Source organism: Bacteroidales bacterium, assembly GCA_031275285.1.
Lineage (GTDB): Bacteria > Bacteroidota > Bacteroidia > Bacteroidales > UBA4181 > JAIRLS01.
Window position 1 is genome coordinate 1 of record JAISOY010000122.1, and the last position, 18,975, is coordinate 18,975.

General features: G+C 39.8%; 18 protein-coding genes. All 18 read right to left on the minus strand.

Annotated features, from left to right (window positions below):
* Positions 1 to 316: 316 nt before the first annotated feature.
* The gene (locus LBQ60_12695) at positions 317 to 949 is read right to left on the minus strand and encodes a class I SAM-dependent methyltransferase (GenBank protein ID MDR2038773.1); all 633 of its coding nucleotides are present in this window, start codon (positions 947 to 949) and stop codon (positions 317 to 319) included.
* Between the two features lie 118 nt (positions 950 to 1,067).
* Entirely contained in the window at positions 1,068 to 1,814 is a 747-nt protein-coding gene (locus LBQ60_12700) for a WecB/TagA/CpsF family glycosyltransferase (GenBank protein MDR2038774.1), read from the minus strand.
* Positions 1,815 to 1,824: 10 nt separating this feature from the next.
* Positions 1,825 to 2,916: a GNAT family N-acetyltransferase gene (locus LBQ60_12705; protein ID MDR2038775.1), complete on the minus strand. Its 1,092-nt coding sequence runs from the start codon at positions 2,914 to 2,916 to the stop codon at positions 1,825 to 1,827.
* Positions 2,917 to 2,930: 14 nt separating this feature from the next.
* Positions 2,931 to 4,028, minus strand: a complete 1,098-nt coding sequence (locus tag LBQ60_12710) for a GNAT family N-acetyltransferase (protein MDR2038776.1) — start codon at positions 4,026 to 4,028, stop codon at positions 2,931 to 2,933.
* A gap of 12 nt (positions 4,029 to 4,040) precedes the next feature.
* Positions 4,041 to 5,147 (minus strand): glycosyltransferase family 4 protein, encoded by a 1,107-nt coding sequence (locus tag LBQ60_12715; protein ID MDR2038777.1) that lies wholly within the window; start codon positions 5,145 to 5,147, stop codon positions 4,041 to 4,043.
* A complete protein-coding gene (locus LBQ60_12720) occupies positions 5,147 to 6,064 on the minus strand; it encodes a hypothetical protein (protein MDR2038778.1) in 918 nt (305 codons plus the stop codon). Before LBQ60_12720 ends, LBQ60_12715 begins: the two co-directional genes overlap by 1 nt.
* Before the next feature lie 41 nt (positions 6,065 to 6,105).
* Positions 6,106 to 6,942 carry a glycosyltransferase family 2 protein gene (locus LBQ60_12725; protein ID MDR2038779.1) on the minus strand — a complete coding sequence of 279 codons (837 nt, stop codon included), beginning with the start codon at positions 6,940 to 6,942 and terminating at the stop codon, positions 6,106 to 6,108.
* The gene (locus LBQ60_12730; GenBank protein ID MDR2038780.1) at positions 6,939 to 8,042 is read right to left on the minus strand and encodes a glycosyltransferase; all 1,104 of its coding nucleotides are present in this window, start codon (positions 8,040 to 8,042) and stop codon (positions 6,939 to 6,941) included. The genes LBQ60_12725 and LBQ60_12730 overlap by 4 nt, the downstream gene beginning before the upstream one ends.
* Positions 8,039 to 9,304: a glycosyltransferase gene (locus tag LBQ60_12735; protein MDR2038781.1), complete on the minus strand. Its 1,266-nt coding sequence runs from the start codon at positions 9,302 to 9,304 to the stop codon at positions 8,039 to 8,041. Before LBQ60_12735 ends, LBQ60_12730 begins: the two co-directional genes overlap by 4 nt.
* A 27-nt stretch (positions 9,305 to 9,331) precedes the next feature.
* Positions 9,332 to 10,402 carry an amidohydrolase gene (locus tag LBQ60_12740; GenBank protein MDR2038782.1) on the minus strand — a complete coding sequence of 357 codons (1,071 nt, stop codon included), beginning with the start codon at positions 10,400 to 10,402 and terminating at the stop codon, positions 9,332 to 9,334.
* Positions 10,389 to 11,633 (minus strand): hypothetical protein, encoded by a 1,245-nt coding sequence (locus LBQ60_12745; protein MDR2038783.1) that lies wholly within the window; start codon positions 11,631 to 11,633, stop codon positions 10,389 to 10,391. Before LBQ60_12745 ends, LBQ60_12740 begins: the two co-directional genes overlap by 14 nt.
* Positions 11,634 to 11,659: 26 nt before the next feature.
* Positions 11,660 to 12,772, minus strand: coding sequence for an amidohydrolase (locus tag LBQ60_12750; GenBank protein ID MDR2038784.1), 1,113 nt, complete (start codon positions 12,770 to 12,772; stop codon positions 11,660 to 11,662).
* A gap of 33 nt (positions 12,773 to 12,805) precedes the next feature.
* On the minus strand, positions 12,806 to 13,765 hold the full coding sequence (locus LBQ60_12755; protein ID MDR2038785.1) for a hypothetical protein: 960 nt from the start codon (positions 13,763 to 13,765) through the stop codon (positions 12,806 to 12,808).
* 11 nt (positions 13,766 to 13,776) lie between these two features.
* Positions 13,777 to 14,349 carry a serine acetyltransferase gene (locus LBQ60_12760; GenBank protein ID MDR2038786.1) on the minus strand — a complete coding sequence of 191 codons (573 nt, stop codon included), beginning with the start codon at positions 14,347 to 14,349 and terminating at the stop codon, positions 13,777 to 13,779.
* A gap of 1 nt (position 14,350) precedes the next feature.
* The gene (locus tag LBQ60_12765; GenBank protein ID MDR2038787.1) at positions 14,351 to 15,586 is read right to left on the minus strand and encodes an NAD(P)-binding protein; all 1,236 of its coding nucleotides are present in this window, start codon (positions 15,584 to 15,586) and stop codon (positions 14,351 to 14,353) included.
* Positions 15,583 to 16,590: a hypothetical protein gene (locus LBQ60_12770; protein MDR2038788.1), complete on the minus strand. Its 1,008-nt coding sequence runs from the start codon at positions 16,588 to 16,590 to the stop codon at positions 15,583 to 15,585. The genes LBQ60_12765 and LBQ60_12770 overlap by 4 nt, the downstream gene beginning before the upstream one ends.
* Positions 16,591 to 16,609: 19 nt before the next feature.
* On the minus strand, positions 16,610 to 17,416 hold the full coding sequence (locus tag LBQ60_12775; GenBank protein MDR2038789.1) for a hypothetical protein: 807 nt from the start codon (positions 17,414 to 17,416) through the stop codon (positions 16,610 to 16,612).
* 1 nt (position 17,417) lies between these two features.
* Positions 17,418 to 18,974, minus strand: coding sequence for a hypothetical protein (locus tag LBQ60_12780; protein MDR2038790.1), 1,557 nt, complete (start codon positions 18,972 to 18,974; stop codon positions 17,418 to 17,420).
* Between the last annotated feature and the right edge of the window lies 1 nt (position 18,975).

The following is an 18,975-nucleotide window of genomic DNA, read 5'->3' on the forward strand; positions in this document are numbered from 1 at the left end:
GATCATAATAATATCCTCAACGATGAAAATGGTAGCCAAAAGAGTCAGGTAACGCCTTGACTTCCCATGTTTTCTTCGCCCAAAAATCACTGATCTATACCAATTTATTTTATCAGATAAACCCATATTCTTTTAAACGGAAATGAATAAATAAAGAATCTCTACTATTATCTTTCCTGTGGATACTACCTTCATTTTCCAGATAGTTTGATGAAAAAATACAACAATGTATATACGATTTTTCACCAGGCAAAGTTTCAATGCCAGGTTCCAAAAGTACTTTCAAAAATAATAGATCAAAATACATAAATAAAAATTATTTAATAGCAGAAACACCTATAATCATCTGGTAATCTTCATCTTTCTCATCCAGCTTTTTCCTTTCCGGAAAATCTTCAACCACTAATCCCTGAAGAAATCCACTAGCGGCAAGACTATTACCCATCGTAACTACACCAACTTTAGAAAATCCGGCATTTTTGAAAAGTCTGGATATCGACTTATCGGTAAAACGCCAATAGTCGCCCCACCGGTCCATATCGTAACGGGATATCTGGGATATGCCACCTACCGTTGCCAATACGATACCACCCGGCTTCAGGAGTTGGAAAGATCCTTTAATAGCTTTCTGGACATCAAAGATAAAATTATAGGTCTGGGTACAGATAAAACAATCGTAACGATCGACAGGTAAATTTTCAAGGTTTGTTAAATCGCCGATAATGGTTGAATTGGTCTCCTTTCCGTCATAGTGCATGGTTTCAAATACCGGTTCTTTTGACGAAGAATAATCGGCAAATTTCCTGGAATAGGTATCTTCAGCTATCTCCAGTATTCTCCCTTTGATATGCTTTTTGTTCTTTTTAAGGAACTTTTCAATATAATATCTGTCAATCGGCAATCCCCTGTCGGTTCCGAATTCGGAACTAACAGGAACTGTTCGACTCAAATCATTGAAATACACTTTTTTATGCAATCCAAATGTTAATTTAAATACTCGTAAGAACTTCAGGTAGTGATGCTTCATAACTCAATTCTATCTCTTTTATTCAATTCAACGTAAGCTATTATCTTTTTTTCCTTAACTTCTCTTTAACCAACAAATACAAAAAAATGGTATTGGTAACAAAATATCTTTTCCACAGCCGTCCGGGCTCCTGTAATAACCGGTATAGCCATTCCAGTCCACATTTCTGCATCCAGCGGGGTGCACGCGATTGCATGCCGACCATTACAGGAAGCGCCCCTCCTATTCCTACCAGCAACGCATTGACCCGTTCATGAACGGAGGCCATCCATTTTTCCTGTTTGGGACAACCCAATGCAACAAAAACCAGCTTTGCTCCGGAAGAATTGATCCGGTGAATCATTTCATCTGTTTCTTCTGGTGTAAGTGCACGGAACGGCGGACTTAAAAACTCAACAGATGGAATACCCGGATAATGCTCTTTGAGGAATTCTCCGGTCTTCAATAACACGTCTTCGGTACCTCCATAAAAAAGGACCGGGATATTTTGTTGTGAAGCCAATGAAAGTAAATCCGGCAATAAATCCATGCCGGCGACACGATCCTGTTTGATCCCATACAACCATTTCAAAGCCCAGGTCAACGGCAATCCGTCGGGAGTGGTAATGGTGGAACGATTCACCACATCGGCAAAGTTTTTATCCTTATAGGCTTCTACAAGCATATGCACATTGGCCACACATACATAACCGCCCTGTAAGTCATTTCCCAACTGCATCATCTTTTCACAGAAAAGAGAATAAGGTCCGGTTGAGACATCAATGCTGATGAGTGGTTGTTTTTGCATGGAACTATTTTTATTCGTCACTATATCGAACTTTTTTTAAAATTTTCCGGTAGAAATCTACGATTCCTTTGTTCTTTTTCAGTTTCTTCTTCAGGGAAAATGTAAGCGATTTAACGCCTGATACAATTCCGGAAGGAATGGCATGCAAACCATAAGCTGCTTGTCCCCGGAATATCTTTACGGCATATAAGTCGTACATCTGGCAGTGAAGCCTGTGTTTGTATTCCGATTCGCCCCACATCAGGTGTGCATATTTCTTTTGGTGTTCGATCAGGTACTGGATGGTATTGATGAGTGCAGTTTGTCCGATACTATATTTCTGGTATGAATCGTCATGGGCCACTACATGTATGAAAGCACGTTTACCGATTACCGAGCAAATGGTACCGCCAATAATGGTCTCATTATCATAACACAAACATAACAATCCGTTTATACGGGCATACCGGTACATTTTTTCACAGTCGGTATCATCAATTCCCGGTTTTTTTCCTTTGGTTTTCATCCGTTCCCTGTTCAAGTTTACAATTGCAGAAACCTGCTCGTATGTAATATCTTCATTTTCTATGAAAGAAATGCTGAAACCGGGCATTTCTTTAGCAATCCTGTTTTTATAATACCTGAAATACTGCCTGGTTTTCTTGCTCAATGATTTCATATATACATCCACAGAATCCGGTAATTCCAGAATAGAATCATCCAGAACTTTAGTATAGATGGTTTTCGGATTTTTCTTATCTGCCAGGAAAAGGTATGGAAAAACAATTTCTTTTATATTTCCGAATTCGTTAAATAAAGTATTGCATACCGTTTTTATTTCCGGTGTGGTTAACCTGATACATTCATTCAGGATAGTGATGACTTTCTCACTTCCGGCATATTTGAACAGGAGAAGATGTTTCAATTCTTTATCGTCGGATACCAGTAGTTTGAAACAACTATCTTCTGTGATGGAAGGATGGTTGATGTTCAGGAACGCCAGATCGGAATTGGGGGTTTCATATAAAGTGATGAGTTGACCATTCAAATTCTCAATTGTCGATTTTTCGTCCATCATCAGGCATTTTAACCCGGTATCCTTGTCAATAAACAATTTTTCCACGATGATTACCTACTTTATTTGATGAAAAGCTTGCAGGCTTTCCGGTATACTTTCTTTAATGTTTTGTTATTTTCCAGTCTTTTCCTGACTGATGACTTGAGTGACTTGCCGAACACCCGTATTCCGATTGAAGTTTTGCCTATCATGTAAGCGCCTTTCTTACGGTATACCGTTATATCGTACAGATCATGGTTTTTACATAAAAACCGGTATTTATAATCGTATTCGCCCCAAAACAGGTGAAAATGTTTTACATTTTTCCCGATCAGGTACTGGACAGTATTAACCAGGGCAACTTGTCCCGTATTGTATTTGTTGTATTGATTATCATGTGCAATCACATGCAGGTAAGCATGTTCACCGATGATGGTATTGATGGTACCGCCGATGATCTCTTCGTCAACAGTACATAAACACAGCATTCCGTTGATTTGTGCATATTGGTAGATATACTCCTGCTGTATCTCATCAATACCCGATTTTTTTCCTTTGCTTTTCATCCGGTCCCTGTTCATATCCACGATCCGGGCAATCTGCCCGGATTTAATATCCTCGCCTTCTTGAAATGAGATATTGAACCCGGGAAAATCTTTCTGGATACGGTTTTGGTAATACTTTACATGTTTCCGTGTTTGGGTGCCCAATGATTTCATGTAAACATCCATCGATGCTGGTAAATCCATAATAGCATCGTACAAGGTCTTTTCATAGACCGTCATTTCTATCTTTCCCGTACAATCAAGAAACAGGGTTTGGAATATTACTTTCCCAACGGTTGAAAACTCATAAAAAATAACATTGCTGATATATTTTATTTCCAGGGAAGAAATAGTAAAACTGGTATTCAGGATGGTGACAGAAGACTCGTTACCTTCGTATTTGAACAACAGCAGTTGTTTCAATGCATTGTCTTCATATATGAACAACTTACGACAATTCTCCTGACTGATCGAATGGTCATACATGTTCAAATATACCATATCCGAATGCGGCGTCTGATATAATGTCTTTAGCTTTGTTTCCAAATCATCGACCCGGGATTTTTCATCCAGCAGGGTATACGTCATTTTGGATGTATCATCAAAAACCTTTATGTCTTTTTTATCTGTCATATCCAACAATTCTCAATTACTACCTGTTATTATCCGGCTCAGGATACCGGTAAAGTTCTGTTCAAAAACCGGCAGGGTGAACTTTTCTTCAAAAAGCTGCCTTCCGTATAACCCCATTTCGGTACTTTTATCCGGATGTTCCATCAAACTGACCATAGCTGCGATTAATTCTTCAACATTTTTGGGTGGAACAATAAAACCAGACTTCCCATGCTCCACAATGCTTGGAATTCCCCCTACATCAGTGGTGATACAGGGTAATGAATATTCCATGGCTTCTATCAGTACCAGACTTAAAGCTTCATTGAATGAAGGAAATACAAAAGCGTCAGCCGACCGAAAAAACGACTCTTTTTCTTCACCGTATTTTGCTCCGTAAGCATGGACTTCATCCTCCAATCCAAATTCTTTTACTTTTTCAGTAAAAGCAGATTCCGTTATATCATACCATTGTCCTACATACCGGCATTGGAAAGTATATCCTTTGTTTTTCAGGACAGCACACGCTTCCAACAGCGTCCAAACTCCTTTGTCCTTCATCATGTTGGATAGAAAGAAAAAATTGAAAGGCTGATGAGTACCGTCTCTTTCCATAGGTTGCGTTACTGTTTCCGGAATACCGTTAGGACATATATAAATGTTTTGTTTGTTGATGTATGGCCGGAATTCGGCTACTAGTTGCTCTGCAAGGAAGATTACATGAATGTTTTTGAAAAAGCGGCGGAACAGGAATTTATTGTACCGTTTATTATCAAAAGATGGTTCTCCTTTGTTGTGGAAATGCACCACAATCTTTGCTTTCAGTAATTTTAGGATAAAAATGGTCATAAAATCACGATAGAAGGCAAAGCCCCTCGAGGAAGCCGTAAAATAACATAGATCCGGTTTTATTTTCCGGTATATTTTAATAAGGCGGAAATGAAAGGATATCAGGAATGTGAATTTCTTCAGTTTAAATTGGTTGATATCATCCAACGATGTTGTGTTTGATGGTTTCAGGTAATAACCATCAAAAGAATCATTGATCAATTGGCTATCATGTATGTATTTTCCCACCATGGCCGCCCCGTGAACAGGAGGAGGCATATGCATGATGAACAAAATTTTAGGTTTATTCATTAATGTACCTGTTTTTTTCCTATCTTTTTCCTAACTTTCTTTTTCAGCCCGATCATCCTGATCCGTATAAATTCTTTCCGCTCTGCCAGCATTTTTTTTCTGGAAGGATCTAACTTTACAGGAAGTTTTACCGGCCATTTTATACTACCGAAAGAAAGATGTTTGTATGGATCGACATCTCCCTTTTCATAGTGTTCCCCACCGATTTCGATTCCGGCATTGATGGATAAATTGACATTTGATGTCAAACAGAGTCCCTTGTTCACCAATACGGAAAAAAACCATCGGGTATCCCATGATCCGTGTTTGGGATCCCGGTAATCCTTATTCCAGAAAACAAGCATGTAACAGGCATAAAGGAACCCGAAATTTTTTACCAGTTTCCTGAATTTATACTCCGGCCATTTTTCCATGCTCATATCCATTTTTTGCCAGGCCCTGCGCCAGGAAGCCCATCCCCAGATGTAGCAACCATTAGTAAAGACCAACTGGTCGGCACGTTTCAGGTTGGGTGTATGGTTCTGGGCCGTAACCAGCATTACTTTTTCTTCGTCTTTGTAATGTGGCAACATGCTTTCACACAATGTATAGAAATCGGAATGTATGATACAATCATCTTCAATGATGATCCCGTATTCTTCGTTTGAGAAAAACCAGCTAATGGCGCCTGAAACGGCCTGGGTACAACCAAGGTTTTCATCCCGGAAAAGAGTGATGACCTCACAATCCCAATCAACCATATTCAATACGCTTCGCCGGGTATTTTCGCATAATTCGAATTCGCCGGGTTTATTTGCCCTGGGACCATCTGCAGCAATATACAGTTTTTCAGGACGATATTCTTTTATAGACTCCATTGATTTCAGGGAAACTTCTTCCCTTGAAAAAATCACAAACAGCACAGGAACCTTCTTCATATATTATTTTCTACGTTTAGAAAAATTTATTGTTGTAAAATTTATTTGTTTCTGTCTTTCCATAAAACAGGCATTAACGCCCTTAAATGATTGGTCAGGAAATGGAAACATGCCATCCCTAATCCCTGATGCCTTCTTTCATACTTAAAAAATTCAAAGGGATGATTACCCAATGGGGTATATAACAACTTGAACCGTTTCAGGACAGGCGTTTTTGGGTCACACCAGGCGGCAAAAGTTTCATGTTCGTCACAAGTGCCTAAAATATGAGGTGCAACAATCGAACTGATGCCTCGTTTCCCGGCGCGAAGCCCGTAATCGAAATCCCCCAGTGCATGGCGGAAAAACGGGTCGTTGGTGCCAAGTTTGGAGAATATTCCTCTGGGAACCAGCACAATATTTCCGTGAAAGTAATCGCAATGTTGCTTTTTATCTCCAGGAATGACCAATGTATCTTTAAAAATACGTCCTCCGTAAGTAATTTCGCTTTCATCGTTCACTGCACATGTCGAACCGCAGATAATACTTTGGTGGGATTCGCTTTCAGAACAGACTAACAGTTCCCGGATGGCTTCCGGAAACAGGATGGTATCATCGTTCAGCCACAGGAAAAAGTCATAATCGTTATGATCAGCGGCGGTAGTCCATGCCAGATGCATTCCGCGGTTCCAGAAAAGACTACCGTCTCCCTGTATTATTTTTACCTGAGAGAATTGCTCCTTCACGGCTTCAGGAGTTCCATCGGTACAGCCATCATCTACCAGAAATACATCGAGCCTGTAATCTTCAGGCAGATCGCACAAAAATAAGGCTTTCAGACATGCCAGTGTCTGTTCCTTACGGTTATGAACGGTCAATAACGCGGCGATAGACTTCATGGATTCTTCCGGTATAATTTGAAAATTTCGGTGGCATTTTTTTTCATATCAAAATGGGACGACACCAACTTTAATGCATTATCTGTCAGCTTTTTTTGATGCTCTTTGTTTTCATATAACCATATGATCCCATTAGCCAGGCTGGTAGGATCCTGCTCGACCAGTAAGGTACACTCCATTTCGTTATTGAAATCGCGTAATCCGGGAGAGTTGTACAGTATCTCAGGAATTCCGCATGCCATGGTTTCAATGGCAGTTATTGAAACGCCTTCAACCACACTTGTCATCAGGTAAATATCGGAAGCAATCAGGTATTTTCGGATATCCGTCTGGTTACCGCAAAATCGTACATGGCCGGATATATCTGACTGATTGACCAATTCCTGTTCTTCGGACAAGGTAGTGCCTTCCCCCAGATGCAAATAGATGGTGTCGGGATACTTTGCAACGACTTCCGGCAACGCATTGATGATCTCCCAATGACGCTTTATCGGGCTGCATCCACCTATCGAAATCAGGACCAGTGTACCGGGATCTATGCCCAATTCACGCCTGAAAATCTCTCTTTCTCCTTCACGGGCAGGATAATACCGGTTGCTATTGTACCAGTTATATATTTTGATCGAATCGTTCTTATAATAATTTTTTTCCTGTGCGTAAACAGAATCACCTATGGTCTGGAATACGCAACGGAAAATCCTCTTCGATACCCACCTTTGCAGGCGATGATACCAGCGTGTTAGTTTCCGGGAATAAAATACACTGTGAAAAGTATATACTGATCTGCATCCGGCCATCCATGCGCAGAACGCCATGGAAAACAGGTTAGTGTGTATATGGACGACATTGTACCTATTTTTTTTAAGGAACCGGATGAATTGAAAACAATAGCTGATACTTTTGAAACGGGAGGAAGGATATGGTTTATGGAATACTTCATATCCTGCCTGTTCAAATAAAGATGCGCAAACACCCAGGTTTTTGTTACTGTTGACGACGGATAGTTCGCAACCCAAATCCTGAAACACAGGAGCGGCAGCAATATACATGACTTCTGCCCCTGAGAACTTTAATTCATCAAGGATATGTATTACTTTCATTTTTCAGTAACAGAATGATATACATTTAAAAGATCCGAAACAATCTTTTCTTTCGAATGACGCTCTATAGCAACGGAACGTCCTGTTTTTCCCAGTTCAACCAGTTTATCCGGATTTTGGTGTAAAGACTTTATCCAGTAACATAATTCGAAAGGAGCATTTGCCGGAACCAATAACCCGGTTTTTTCATGGGTAATTAATGATGGAATTCCTCCTACAAAAGTTCCGATTACAGGTACACCGACATATTGCGCCTCACAAAGTGAATTAGGTGAATTGTCTATATACGACGGATGAATATAAACGTGTGACTGGAGTAAATTATTGCATATCTGCCCGGCATCACATATTCCCAAATATTTAACATTCACTTCTTTGCTGTTTATGTTATATTGTTTTTCGAAAAAGCGTACAAAATTAGTCTTTTCATCGATACCAACAATCCTCCATTCAAAATCAATACCGGAATATTCCCGAAGTAATTTTGCTGTTTTCAGAATTACGTCCAATCCTTTGTAAACTGTTTTTGATAAAGTGGATACGAATACTAGTTTTTCCATAGAAGGAAGTTTCCATGGTCCGGCCTTTACAAATTCTTCACGCATCATTTCGCCAACATGGAAATATTGTGCACCAGGCGCCATCAGTTCTATAATCTGCGCATCCCATCCGGTTCGTCCGGTAGCATAATCCATACGTTTGAAAAGCGACCTTTCATTGTTCTGAAGTGCACGCATCTCGTCAGCTATAAAATTCTGGCCGTTATGTATGATCCATTCGTTTACCGAAAAGGTTTTCCACAAAAAAGAAAGACGATTTACCCCCTGAGGATAGAAAGCATTATAGGTCGGGTTGAGGAAGCCCTGCAGATGAATAATGACGGGGATTTCTGTATGCCCTAATAATCCGGCAAACGGTGATTCCACCCCGAATATCTGTATCACATCGGGTTTGAAATCTTCGATAATATCCAACATTTCCTGCCGGGGCATCTCAAAAGGTTTCCTTTTGTAGTTATACCAGTAATATGCCAGTTTCTGCAACAGATTCCTGCTTTTCCGGTACATGGGATAATAAGTTATTTTGCCCCGCTTTTCTTTGGGCGCCTTATATCCGTATATAAAAGCCATCCCCAACTCAATGGGCTTATCACCTTCCAACAACGCATCATGCAACGCATCAACCAATCCACTGCTACCATAACAGGCGACACTCAGATGACTATACCTGGTGGCTTCCGTCGTGAACCAAAGAACCCTCATTTATAATTATTTTTAACTGATATTCAACTAATTTTCCAGATGATAAATATTACATGCATTTATATAAAAGATTTTATCCACTACTTCTTTCGGAAGTTTCAGCCCTTTTATCTTTTCCGGCATACCGGCCAAAGTAGTTTCTTCTACAGGAATTTCAGATCCCGTAGCGAAAAACAACCAATCATCATGCCATACCGTGAAAAAGGAACTAAAGTTCTTTCGCGTAAATCGTTTATGCGCAAAAATATGATAAAATTTTGATCTTAATCCCAATAGAGAAAAAGTTAAATCCGAACCATACATGATCCTGTCCTGGTATTTCATAAAAAAATCGTACACTTTGCCGTGGTTTTTAACCGCCTGCAGGTGAATATGTCCCATCCGGCCGGAAATATCGATAGTGAAATGAGGGTATTGGTCGAAACGTTCAGCCACTTCATCCACATTCCATTCCAAACTGCCCAGATGTGCACCGATCAGATCCAGCTTGGGAAATTTGCCTAGTATGTCGTCACGCACGGCAATCTGTTCTTCATACGACGGTGCTTCCGGATGCAGGTGCATATGATACTCGGGATATCCCCGGTAATAATTCAGTTCACTGCGCATTGTGATCTGGTCATATGGCAACCAGCAATTACGAGGTTCCCCCAAATGTACAAGCATAGGTATTTTATTATTTTCCAGATAAGCGTATATAGGCATAAAAGCCGGATGGTTGGCCATCACATAATTTCCCTGTTCATCTTTTATGGACATACCTATATTTTTCCATATTTTGATTCCCTGTGCCCCTGACTTCATACACCTGTTAATCTGGCGGATGGTTTTTTCGGTAAAATCCATATCATTGAACCCGGAGGGATCAAAAGTCCCGATAAAATAAAACTGCGATGGATATTTCTTCTTTAATGTCCTGGATATGTTCAACTGTTCTTCTATGGAAAATCCGATATCAACATTGACCATCATCAATTTCACATTGATATCGGTAGCATATTTTATGTAGGTATCATCAAACACATTGTAATGCATATGTGCATCCATTTTAGGTGCCTTGATGAAGTCGTCCTTATGGTAAAAATCAAGCATTTTCATTTTGTGTTTTTTTTGTAAATATACTGAGCACCCACTCTTTCATTTCCGTATCATTCATTTGCCTGAACCGTTCAGAATACCCCATGGCAATCATCATCCACAGGGTAATATTCATGATGTCAAAGTCATTCATATCTTCTATCCACCCGAATGCCCACCTGAATGCAATAAATATGCCTAACAATTTCATCCATATACTGTTTGATCTGTATACGGCCAGATAAGAACTTCTCAAATATATCAAACCATAAAGAATTACCCCAATGAGTCCCAACCATGTGAATATATTGGTGTGGCATAATTCATTGGCCCATCTTTCGTATCTGGCTGTCCGTAATTCTTCTGCCTGGTAAGCCCCGAAAGCCCAGGAATCATTCCCTCGTGCAGGTGTACGCCCCTGCCATACATAATGATGGCGAAGGGCTGATCTGATCACCTCTTCATAGATAAAAGTACGGGTATCTCCCGAAAGATCTTCTTCCAGTTCTTCGCTTCCGGTATACTCATAGTCCGCACCGGTATCGGCCATAGCCCTGAAAGGATTAAATACCCCGGAAATCCCCAATACCAATAAGATTATCGGAACAATATAACAAAGCCAATGTGCAAGATTCAGAATACGGGGAGTAATGTATTTGGATAACAGGTAAGCCACGCTGACAAGCAATGCTATCGCGGCTTTAATCACTTGGCTTCTGGCCCCAAAATCGGCAAACATCATCAATAACAACAACAGGATAAAAATAATCCTCCACTTTTTGGTCAGGATAGGAAGAAAACAGGCTATTAACAATACCGGCGCAATATAATAATGATAGAAATCCCGACGAAGATACCATATAAAGAATACGGCAAAGAGCGGTAATGCTATCTTAAACCAGATTTTCAAAGTTCTATGTAAAATCTCAGGGATGGAAAATACATACACAAATATAGGTAATGACAGGCAAAAAGCACCACTGATCAATTGTTTATATTCCCAATAATTCTCTGCTACAAAGACCCCCCTTATAACACCTATGATCATCCATACAAGATACGGAACAATAATATAATAATCTTTCCGGTTACCCGGATCAAAATACATCCATTTGTTCCACAACACACTCACGATAGTTGCAAAAGCCAGCATCCAATATATGGTTGTATTGCCGAATCCGGTATGTACCGAGATTACTGTGATCAATAAAATCAATACCGGAAGATATCCTATTTGTCTTATTTCTGCCATGAGAGCCTGCTTATATTTGGATCATTCTATAAACCAGTAATATTGTATACTTTCATTGCATTTTCATAAAAAACCTTATCTACCACTTTTTTTGGCAAATGTAATCCTTTGATGGTTTTCGGAATATCAGGAAGATTAAATCTCTCTGCTTTGACTGCCCTGTCGGAAGCCAGGAACAACCAATGATTTTCCCATGATTCATGTAATGCCCTGCATACAATTTTTCTATATATTCCCGGCAGGAAGAACCTGAAAATAGTAGCTAATTTGCTCCTACTTGTTTCCGATACCGTCCAATCCAGGCCATATATCAATCTATCCTGGTACTTGATAAAAAAATCGCGAATTTTCTTCCAATCTTGAAATGCTTGTAATTGCAGGTGGCTCATACGTGCAGACAGATCGACATAAAATTGGGGATATTTGTCAAAACGTTCAGCCACTTCATCCACATTCCATTCAAGGCTTCCGATATGTGCCCCGACAAATTTCATGTCCGGATATTGTTCCAACAGATGGTCGCGGGCAATAATCTGCTCTTCATAAGAAGGGACTTCCGGATGCTGGTACATATGATATTGCGGGTGATGTTTGTAATAACGAAGGTCACCTTCAGTAGTGATCTCTTCGTAAGGTAACCAACAATTACGGGGTTCGGCAAGATGTGTAAGCAATGTGATCCCTTCTTTTTCAAGATATTCAAAAATGGGAGCAAATACAGGATCATCTGCCATGACATATTTTTCGTCTTTATTCTTTAATACCATTCCGATATTCTTCCATATTTTGATCCCTCTGGCACCGGCATCCATACATTTTTTAACCTGCTCAATGGCTTCTTCTGCAAAATGGTCCGATTCAAATCCTGATGAATCGAAAGTACCTACAAAATCAATTGTACCGGGATGCTCCTTCCCCAAGGAAACAGCAATATCTAACTGTTTTTCAATAGGCATTGCCGTTTCAACATTGATGGTCAAAAGGTGCATATTGATGGATTCGGCATACTTCAATACGGTATCATTGAGCGTATTATAGTGAATATGCGCATCGGACTTACGTGCCTTGATAAAATCACCCGGCAGGTAATATGCCCGTCTTCTGGGACATAAATTTTTGATAAGATTTAATTTTTCCATATTATCAAATATTTCTGTTTAACTGGAGCTTTATTACCAGTAACAAGCTCCTTCTACTTTATCGGCATTTTCAGGTTTTTCACTTTCATTGGGTCTTGTCCAATACTCATTCATCAAACTGGTATAATCAAATTCATGACTGTAATCGGATGCTTCCCAACGATTCCCCCTGATACCGAATAACAACTGGAGTACACCGCCCAAATGTACGGCCTTTTTCCCCCTATCCTTTATATAAGCCGCAAGTGGAAAACCGTAGGCCCCACATCCTAACAGGCAAATATCAAAGTCGACTTTGTCGATTTCCGATTTCATATGTTCCAAAGCTTCGAACCAAGTCGGAAACTCCGGATTACCCCCCATGCTCTGAACTGCTTTTATGGTGCGTAATTGGAAATCGGGTAAAATACCAGCATTCTCAAATATCTTTTCCCTTTTCAAATATTGCGACTGAATGGTTTTGGCAAACGGATGTATCACCAACACTGTTTTTCCTTCTAATGCTTTCGTCCAAGGTCTGTCAGCCCTGAAGGGTTCTAAAAACAGACCGGGAATAAAAACAGCATTCTTCAACTCTTCCAGAAAATACCATTCATCTTCCAACCATGAACCCAACACATCTACTTTTACCGCATCACGGATCATCAATTCGCAGAATTGACTTATTCTTTCAGGTGTGGAAGGGAAAAAACCGGCATTGGACTGCATGTACTGCAATAATTTTTTATTCCACCACCAGTCAGGCGCATCGCCTTTTATGTATTTTTTCAGTGATGGCCTGCCGTTCCGGACACCAAGATAATTGACCATCGTAGCCAGCTCAAAAGCGCCAAAACGGGTAATCATACATGGCTTATCCGACATCAGGTATCGATATATCAAATCGCCGGCTGTTTGCGGATCGGATATTCGGAGAGTAATCGGATGATCTGCTCCAAATACTTTTCCGTACATGACTCTGATGGACTTGAGAATAAGTTGGGTAATGTTCACGATAACGGCAATTAGTGACGCAGATTCTTATTTACTTTTCCGATGGCTCTTGCCGGAACACCAGCAATGACGGTATTAGGTTCCGTGAATGATTTGTTGACCACAGCATTGGCGCCAATAGCACAACCGTCGGCAATATAGATATCTCCAATAATTTTTGCCCCCACCCCTATGTATACATTATCTCCAATAGTGGGTACTTTGTCGTCAAATCCGGCTTCGTTACCAATAACTACTCCTGTGTTGATGATACAGTTTGCTCCGACCTTGCCACCGGCCATGATGGTTCCTCTGTGAAGAATACGTAATCCGGGACCAAAGGTATATAGCCAGATTGTGTAACCAAGCCGTATCGATAATTTCTTGAAACGATAGGCATACCACAATTTTTTCAACTTGAAAAAAGGCGACCTGCTTTTTACAGCATACAAATATTCACACATTCTTAATGTTTTCTGGAATTTCCATATCACCGTTTCAGTCATGAATGGATTGAGCCCTTGTAATCCCTGATAATAATAATCCGAATTTACCTTTTTATCTTCTTCTAAAAAAGATAAATATGTTTTTTTGTCCTTGATCATTCTATCGAATCCTTTTGTTCAAGTCAATGGCTGCTCCCATGGCGGCATCCATATTATAATATTCCCATTCGGCAAATCGTCCCAGCAAGTATATGCCTTGTTGCTCCAGTATATCTTTCATGCCGTTGATAATTTTCCGGGTATCTGCGGTCTGAAGCGGATAGGTGTACTGTGTGTATTGATGGGTTATATATTCGGGCGCGTATGGTATCCTGCTGAGGTTTTCCAGAATAGCATCCTGTTCGATATAATCGGTAAATTCAATGGTGACGCTGGTGATTCCTTCCGAATTGTTGCTGGCAGCAAAATTTCCGGTACAGATAATCCGGTGCGAAAGATGCCTGCTATCCGGCATATATATCCAGCTATAAGGATTTTTATCTATTTTACACAACACGGATGTGGTTCCATGATATTCCAGTCCCGCAATTCTTTTTTTCAGATTGTCCGGAAACGAAACATCAGCAAGCATATCCGGCAAGTCTTTTATATTTCCGGAAAATATAATCAGATCAAACAGTTCACCATTAACTATCCAGCCTGCTTTTTCTTTACTGATACTTTTTATCTCCGTATCGTACACCATATTCAAGCCCTTTGCTAACCTGTCTGCCAGAAATTGTGAACCATTTGTTTTCGGATAATAAAAAGAGCTGTGCACCATCTTCATTTCCTTTTCTTTGCGGAAGTTATTATAGATGATCTCTTCTACAGTGGGCATAGGTAGTTTACCTTCAAGCCAGTCTAAAGGGACGTCGGACAAATTCCGTTTCCATATTTTTTCATTATACGGTTTAAAATACAATTCATACAATGTGTTTCCAAATCGAAACTTCAGGAATTCCTCAAAATTAGCAGGTTCCCGGTATCCGTTCTTTATAATGGAAACCAGATCACCGATGATCTTCATCTGCAAATCGCCTTCCATCTCATAAATGTGGTTCTCAATGGGATATCCGATGGGTTTTCCTAAAAATATGGAAGAGTTCCTGTTGGTTTTCACGAATTCCTGTTCCCGGTTAAAAAATTGCCAGAACCAATCCAACACATCATCCCGTCTCGAATTAAATACATGCCCACCCACCATATGGTACAGGTTTCCGTTGACACGTTTACACTTGATCAAACCTCCCGGTTGTGATGTGGTTTCAAACACTGTCACTTGATAACGGTCTTTCAGGCAGTGTGCCATCGAAAGACCTGAAATTCCACCTCCTATTATAGCTACTTTCTTCATATTGCTTCATTTAGTTTATTTACATCAAATGTCCCGTCATTTTCTACCAGAATCCATTTTCTATCATCTGGATAACTATGCCAGAAGTTCCGGGGACAAACCTTTATTGAATCGTTCATTAAAGCTGGTTTGTATGAAAAAGAACTTTTGCTGGAGATTAATAAATCGGCCCGGATTAAATGCAGAAAAGACGTATATTCATCCATATCCGAGCAAAAACGGACATTTCCATACTTTGAAAATTCCGCAAATTCTTCCGGTTTTCCAGTTGAAAACAAATAGATGCTTATTGGTTTTGAAACCTTAATATTTTCAAGTATCTGTACCAATACTTTTTCATAATAATCGTTGCTCAGCCAACGTAATGCCCGTACGGCTTCATCTTCTTCTATAGTTTTCCCGTCAATAACAACAGTTCGGCGCACATGAACTGCGATATTAAAATGTTCGGGATCATATACGATCCGGTCATTTCGGCGCGCCGGGGCTTCGTTGAATTTTCTTTTGATATCGTCTTTTACACCAAACTGATCTTTGTAATATTGATCCTGTTCGGCAACGAATACAATTCTCTTCCCTGCATACGACCGGATAATGGCTTTTACCCGTTTGATCTCTTCCGGTTTATCTTCGTCGAATAAAGGTAATTTCCTAACTTTATATCCTTCTTTTTTCAACTCATCCATCCTTTTTTCGCCAACACCAAATCCCAGAAATTCTTCCCATTTTTGTGTTGAAAAAGGGATGTGGGCAAATTTCAATCCGAATTGCCGGGCAAACCAATATCCGGCGATCCAGTTGGCCAACTGATGTCCGATACCTGCACCGGGATTGGGTCGTGCAGCAAAATAGCAGGTAGTATTTGCCACCTCCTTCTTTTTGGAAAATTTATAATGCCAATAACTCTTGTACAATCTGGGATAAATACGTTTATACCGGGTGCGTTCAACAAGAACTTCCCATGACCGGAACCTGGCTTTACGAATGAATTGTGAAACAGTCATATTTTATTTAAAAATATCATTAATCGTTTAAAGTATGTATGGGATGTCTTCTTGCCAGATCCAAGTAACTTCCGGACAATCCGTCTTTTACCAGCATCCATTTTTCTTTTAATCTGTTTTTGATGGTCCTGGAAGGATATTTATAATAACCCCTTTTATCGAAATCTACTTTATAATCAATCTGGTTTAAATATTCAATAGCATTATCCAGCCATTTACCCTGATGCAAACATCCGGCAGCATCATAGGGAATAGGTACTTCCGCTTCTGCTGCAAGGCATGTCAGTTTTATCTTCATTTTGTTGGCCCGTTTCGTTCCATACCATTCCGAGGTCCACGGGTTTTCATGTGGAAGTGCCATTTCACGCAATACCTTTTTTTTCCAAAAAGCAATCTGATAGGAAAACATATCACGGGAAGGAGGAACCACTTTCAGTATATCTTTCGATTCCGTGGGATTGAATTCCCTGTATTCCTGATGTCCCAGACAAAAAGAATCCAAATCTGAAGAAATGAAATAATCATAATATTCTTTTACTTTTAAATCATTTACTTTTCCCATGAAGATGTAATCGATCATCATGAATAGCAAATGATCCGAATCGATCCTGTCAAGTCCGGCACGAAAAACAGTCCCGAAATCGCCTAGCCTCCCCAACCGGGTACATACGATATTCAATCCTTCACTCTGGAAAGATCTTTCTTCTGTATTTAAATATATGATACCTTTATATTCGGGCCAGTTTAATTTGAACAAATCAAAAAATATCGGCCACAAATCAGCATACGAATCTGCTGAACTGATGAAAATGGGACAATCTTTCATTCTAAGATTTTCTTATAACTTTTATTTTTGAGATAACGATTACTAACATTTGTGAAATTTGCTCGCGCTCCATGCGATTAAGCCCGTAAACCCATACTATTCCAAGGAAAGCAACGGAACTGAATAATACCACTACACATAACCGCGCAAAGCCACTTTCCATGAATAACAAAGGTAATGATGCCGCAATAGCTGTAACAATAAGTGGAATGATACAACGCAACAAAACCCGGGTAAAATATTCCGTTACAGACATCTCGCATACTTTATGGGCGAAAAAGACAGTAATGAACAAAGATATAATGGCGGCCACAATAAAAATCAGATGAAGCGCATAGGGCGGAAACCCGTATTTATAGAAAAGATATCCAACCGGCAGGATAAACAATGTCAGCAGGGACTGCCAGATACTGAAATTCCGTATTTTGCCGACAGCGGCAATGGAGGATTCTATAGTGATATATAATTGTTCTATCAAAAAACGGATAAATAATAACTTACAAAAAATGACGGTGTACTCGGGTACATTTTTCAACCATATTTTAAGCACATATGGCATTTCCACATAAACCGGTACAAAAAAAAACATGAGCATAAAAAATGCTATTTTGCTACCTGTCATGGAGGCGGATAACATCGAGGAACGGGAACCTCGTCCTTCGTTTTTTGCGATTACCGGATTCAAGGCTTTCAACATAGTATTAGCGAAAACACCTAGTTGTCCACATATCTGGTTGGCGAGCCCCTGTGCTGCATTGATGATTGGTCCGAAGAACATATTCAAAACGATTCCCTGACCATAATTCGTTAATAAACTAACGGACGTTACCGTAAAATTCCATCCTGCAAATCCTGTCATTTCTTTCATCAATTCCTTATGAAAAAATTTTCTGGGCTTAAATACGCACTCTGCATAATTTTTATGACAATATATCCGCATAATCAACATTACCAAAAAAGATATGCATGCCATCAAAGCACCATAAACAATCAGTTTATCCGACATGGTGAAAACCACGATGATGGCTACGGTTAATTTCAATACAGATTCAATAATTCCGATAATGGCATAGTATAACATATTTTCATGAGCATTCAGTACAGCTTCGTAAGGCACGGTCATAATAGTGAACAACGTGCTTACCACCATGAAGAGGTATACTATTTTTGCCGCAAAAATCCGTTCCGGAGGGATATTCAATACCCCATTGAAGAAAAAGTATCCGGCGACCAACAAAATCAATCCAATCAGCAATGCAATAAAGAAATGAAGGACAACACTGACATTGAAAATACTTTTTTGCTTTTCCTTGTCCCCTTCGCCTTCGGCATATGACATAAATCGCTGGGTGGCGCTCGCCATGGCAACATTCAGAAAGCCCAGCATTGAAATGACTCCGCCTACAATATCAAAAATACCAAAATCACTTGCTCCCAAAGAATTTATCACCAGTCGTGTGGTAAACAAAGAAATGAACATGGTTATGCCCATTTTGGCATACAGGATACCTGTATTCAAAGCTACCCGTTGGGATGCAGATGTCGGTTGTTTAAACATG

What these genes read in the sequence shown, in the direction of transcription:
- LBQ60_12775 (MDR2038789.1), bottom strand. Translation starts at nt 17,416, where the DNA reads ATGAAAGATTGTCCCATTTTCATCAGTTCAGCAGATTCGTATGCTGAT.
- LBQ60_12725 (MDR2038779.1), bottom strand. Translation starts at nt 6,942, where the DNA reads ATGAAGTCTATCGCCGCGTTATTGACCGTTCATAACCGTAAGGAACAG.
- LBQ60_12750 (MDR2038784.1), bottom strand. Translation starts at nt 12,772, where the DNA reads ATGGAAAAATTAAATCTTATCAAAAATTTATGTCCCAGAAGACGGGCA.
- LBQ60_12700 (MDR2038774.1), bottom strand. Translation starts at nt 1,814, where the DNA reads ATGCAAAAACAACCACTCATCAGCATTGATGTCTCAACCGGACCTTAT.
- LBQ60_12730 (MDR2038780.1), bottom strand. Translation starts at nt 8,042, where the DNA reads ATGAAAGTAATACATATCCTTGATGAATTAAAGTTCTCAGGGGCAGAA.
- LBQ60_12735 (MDR2038781.1), bottom strand. Translation starts at nt 9,304, where the DNA reads ATGAGGGTTCTTTGGTTCACGACGGAAGCCACCAGGTATAGTCATCTG.
- LBQ60_12720 (MDR2038778.1), bottom strand. Translation starts at nt 6,064, where the DNA reads ATGAAGAAGGTTCCTGTGCTGTTTGTGATTTTTTCAAGGGAAGAAGTT.
- LBQ60_12760 (MDR2038786.1), bottom strand. Translation starts at nt 14,349, where the DNA reads ATGATCAAGGACAAAAAAACATATTTATCTTTTTTAGAAGAAGATAAA.
- LBQ60_12745 (MDR2038783.1), bottom strand. Translation starts at nt 11,633, where the DNA reads ATGGCAGAAATAAGACAAATAGGATATCTTCCGGTATTGATTTTATTG.
- LBQ60_12715 (MDR2038777.1), bottom strand. Translation starts at nt 5,147, where the DNA reads ATGAATAAACCTAAAATTTTGTTCATCATGCATATGCCTCCTCCTGTT.
- LBQ60_12770 (MDR2038788.1), bottom strand. Translation starts at nt 16,590, where the DNA reads ATGACTGTTTCACAATTCATTCGTAAAGCCAGGTTCCGGTCATGGGAA.
- LBQ60_12765 (MDR2038787.1), bottom strand. Translation starts at nt 15,586, where the DNA reads ATGAAGAAAGTAGCTATAATAGGAGGTGGAATTTCAGGTCTTTCGATG.
- LBQ60_12710 (MDR2038776.1), bottom strand. Translation starts at nt 4,028, where the DNA reads ATGACAGATAAAAAAGACATAAAGGTTTTTGATGATACATCCAAAATG.
- LBQ60_12740 (MDR2038782.1), bottom strand. Translation starts at nt 10,402, where the DNA reads ATGAAAATGCTTGATTTTTACCATAAGGACGACTTCATCAAGGCACCT.
- LBQ60_12780 (MDR2038790.1), bottom strand. Translation starts at nt 18,974, where the DNA reads ATGTTTAAACAACCGACATCTGCATCCCAACGGGTAGCTTTGAATACA.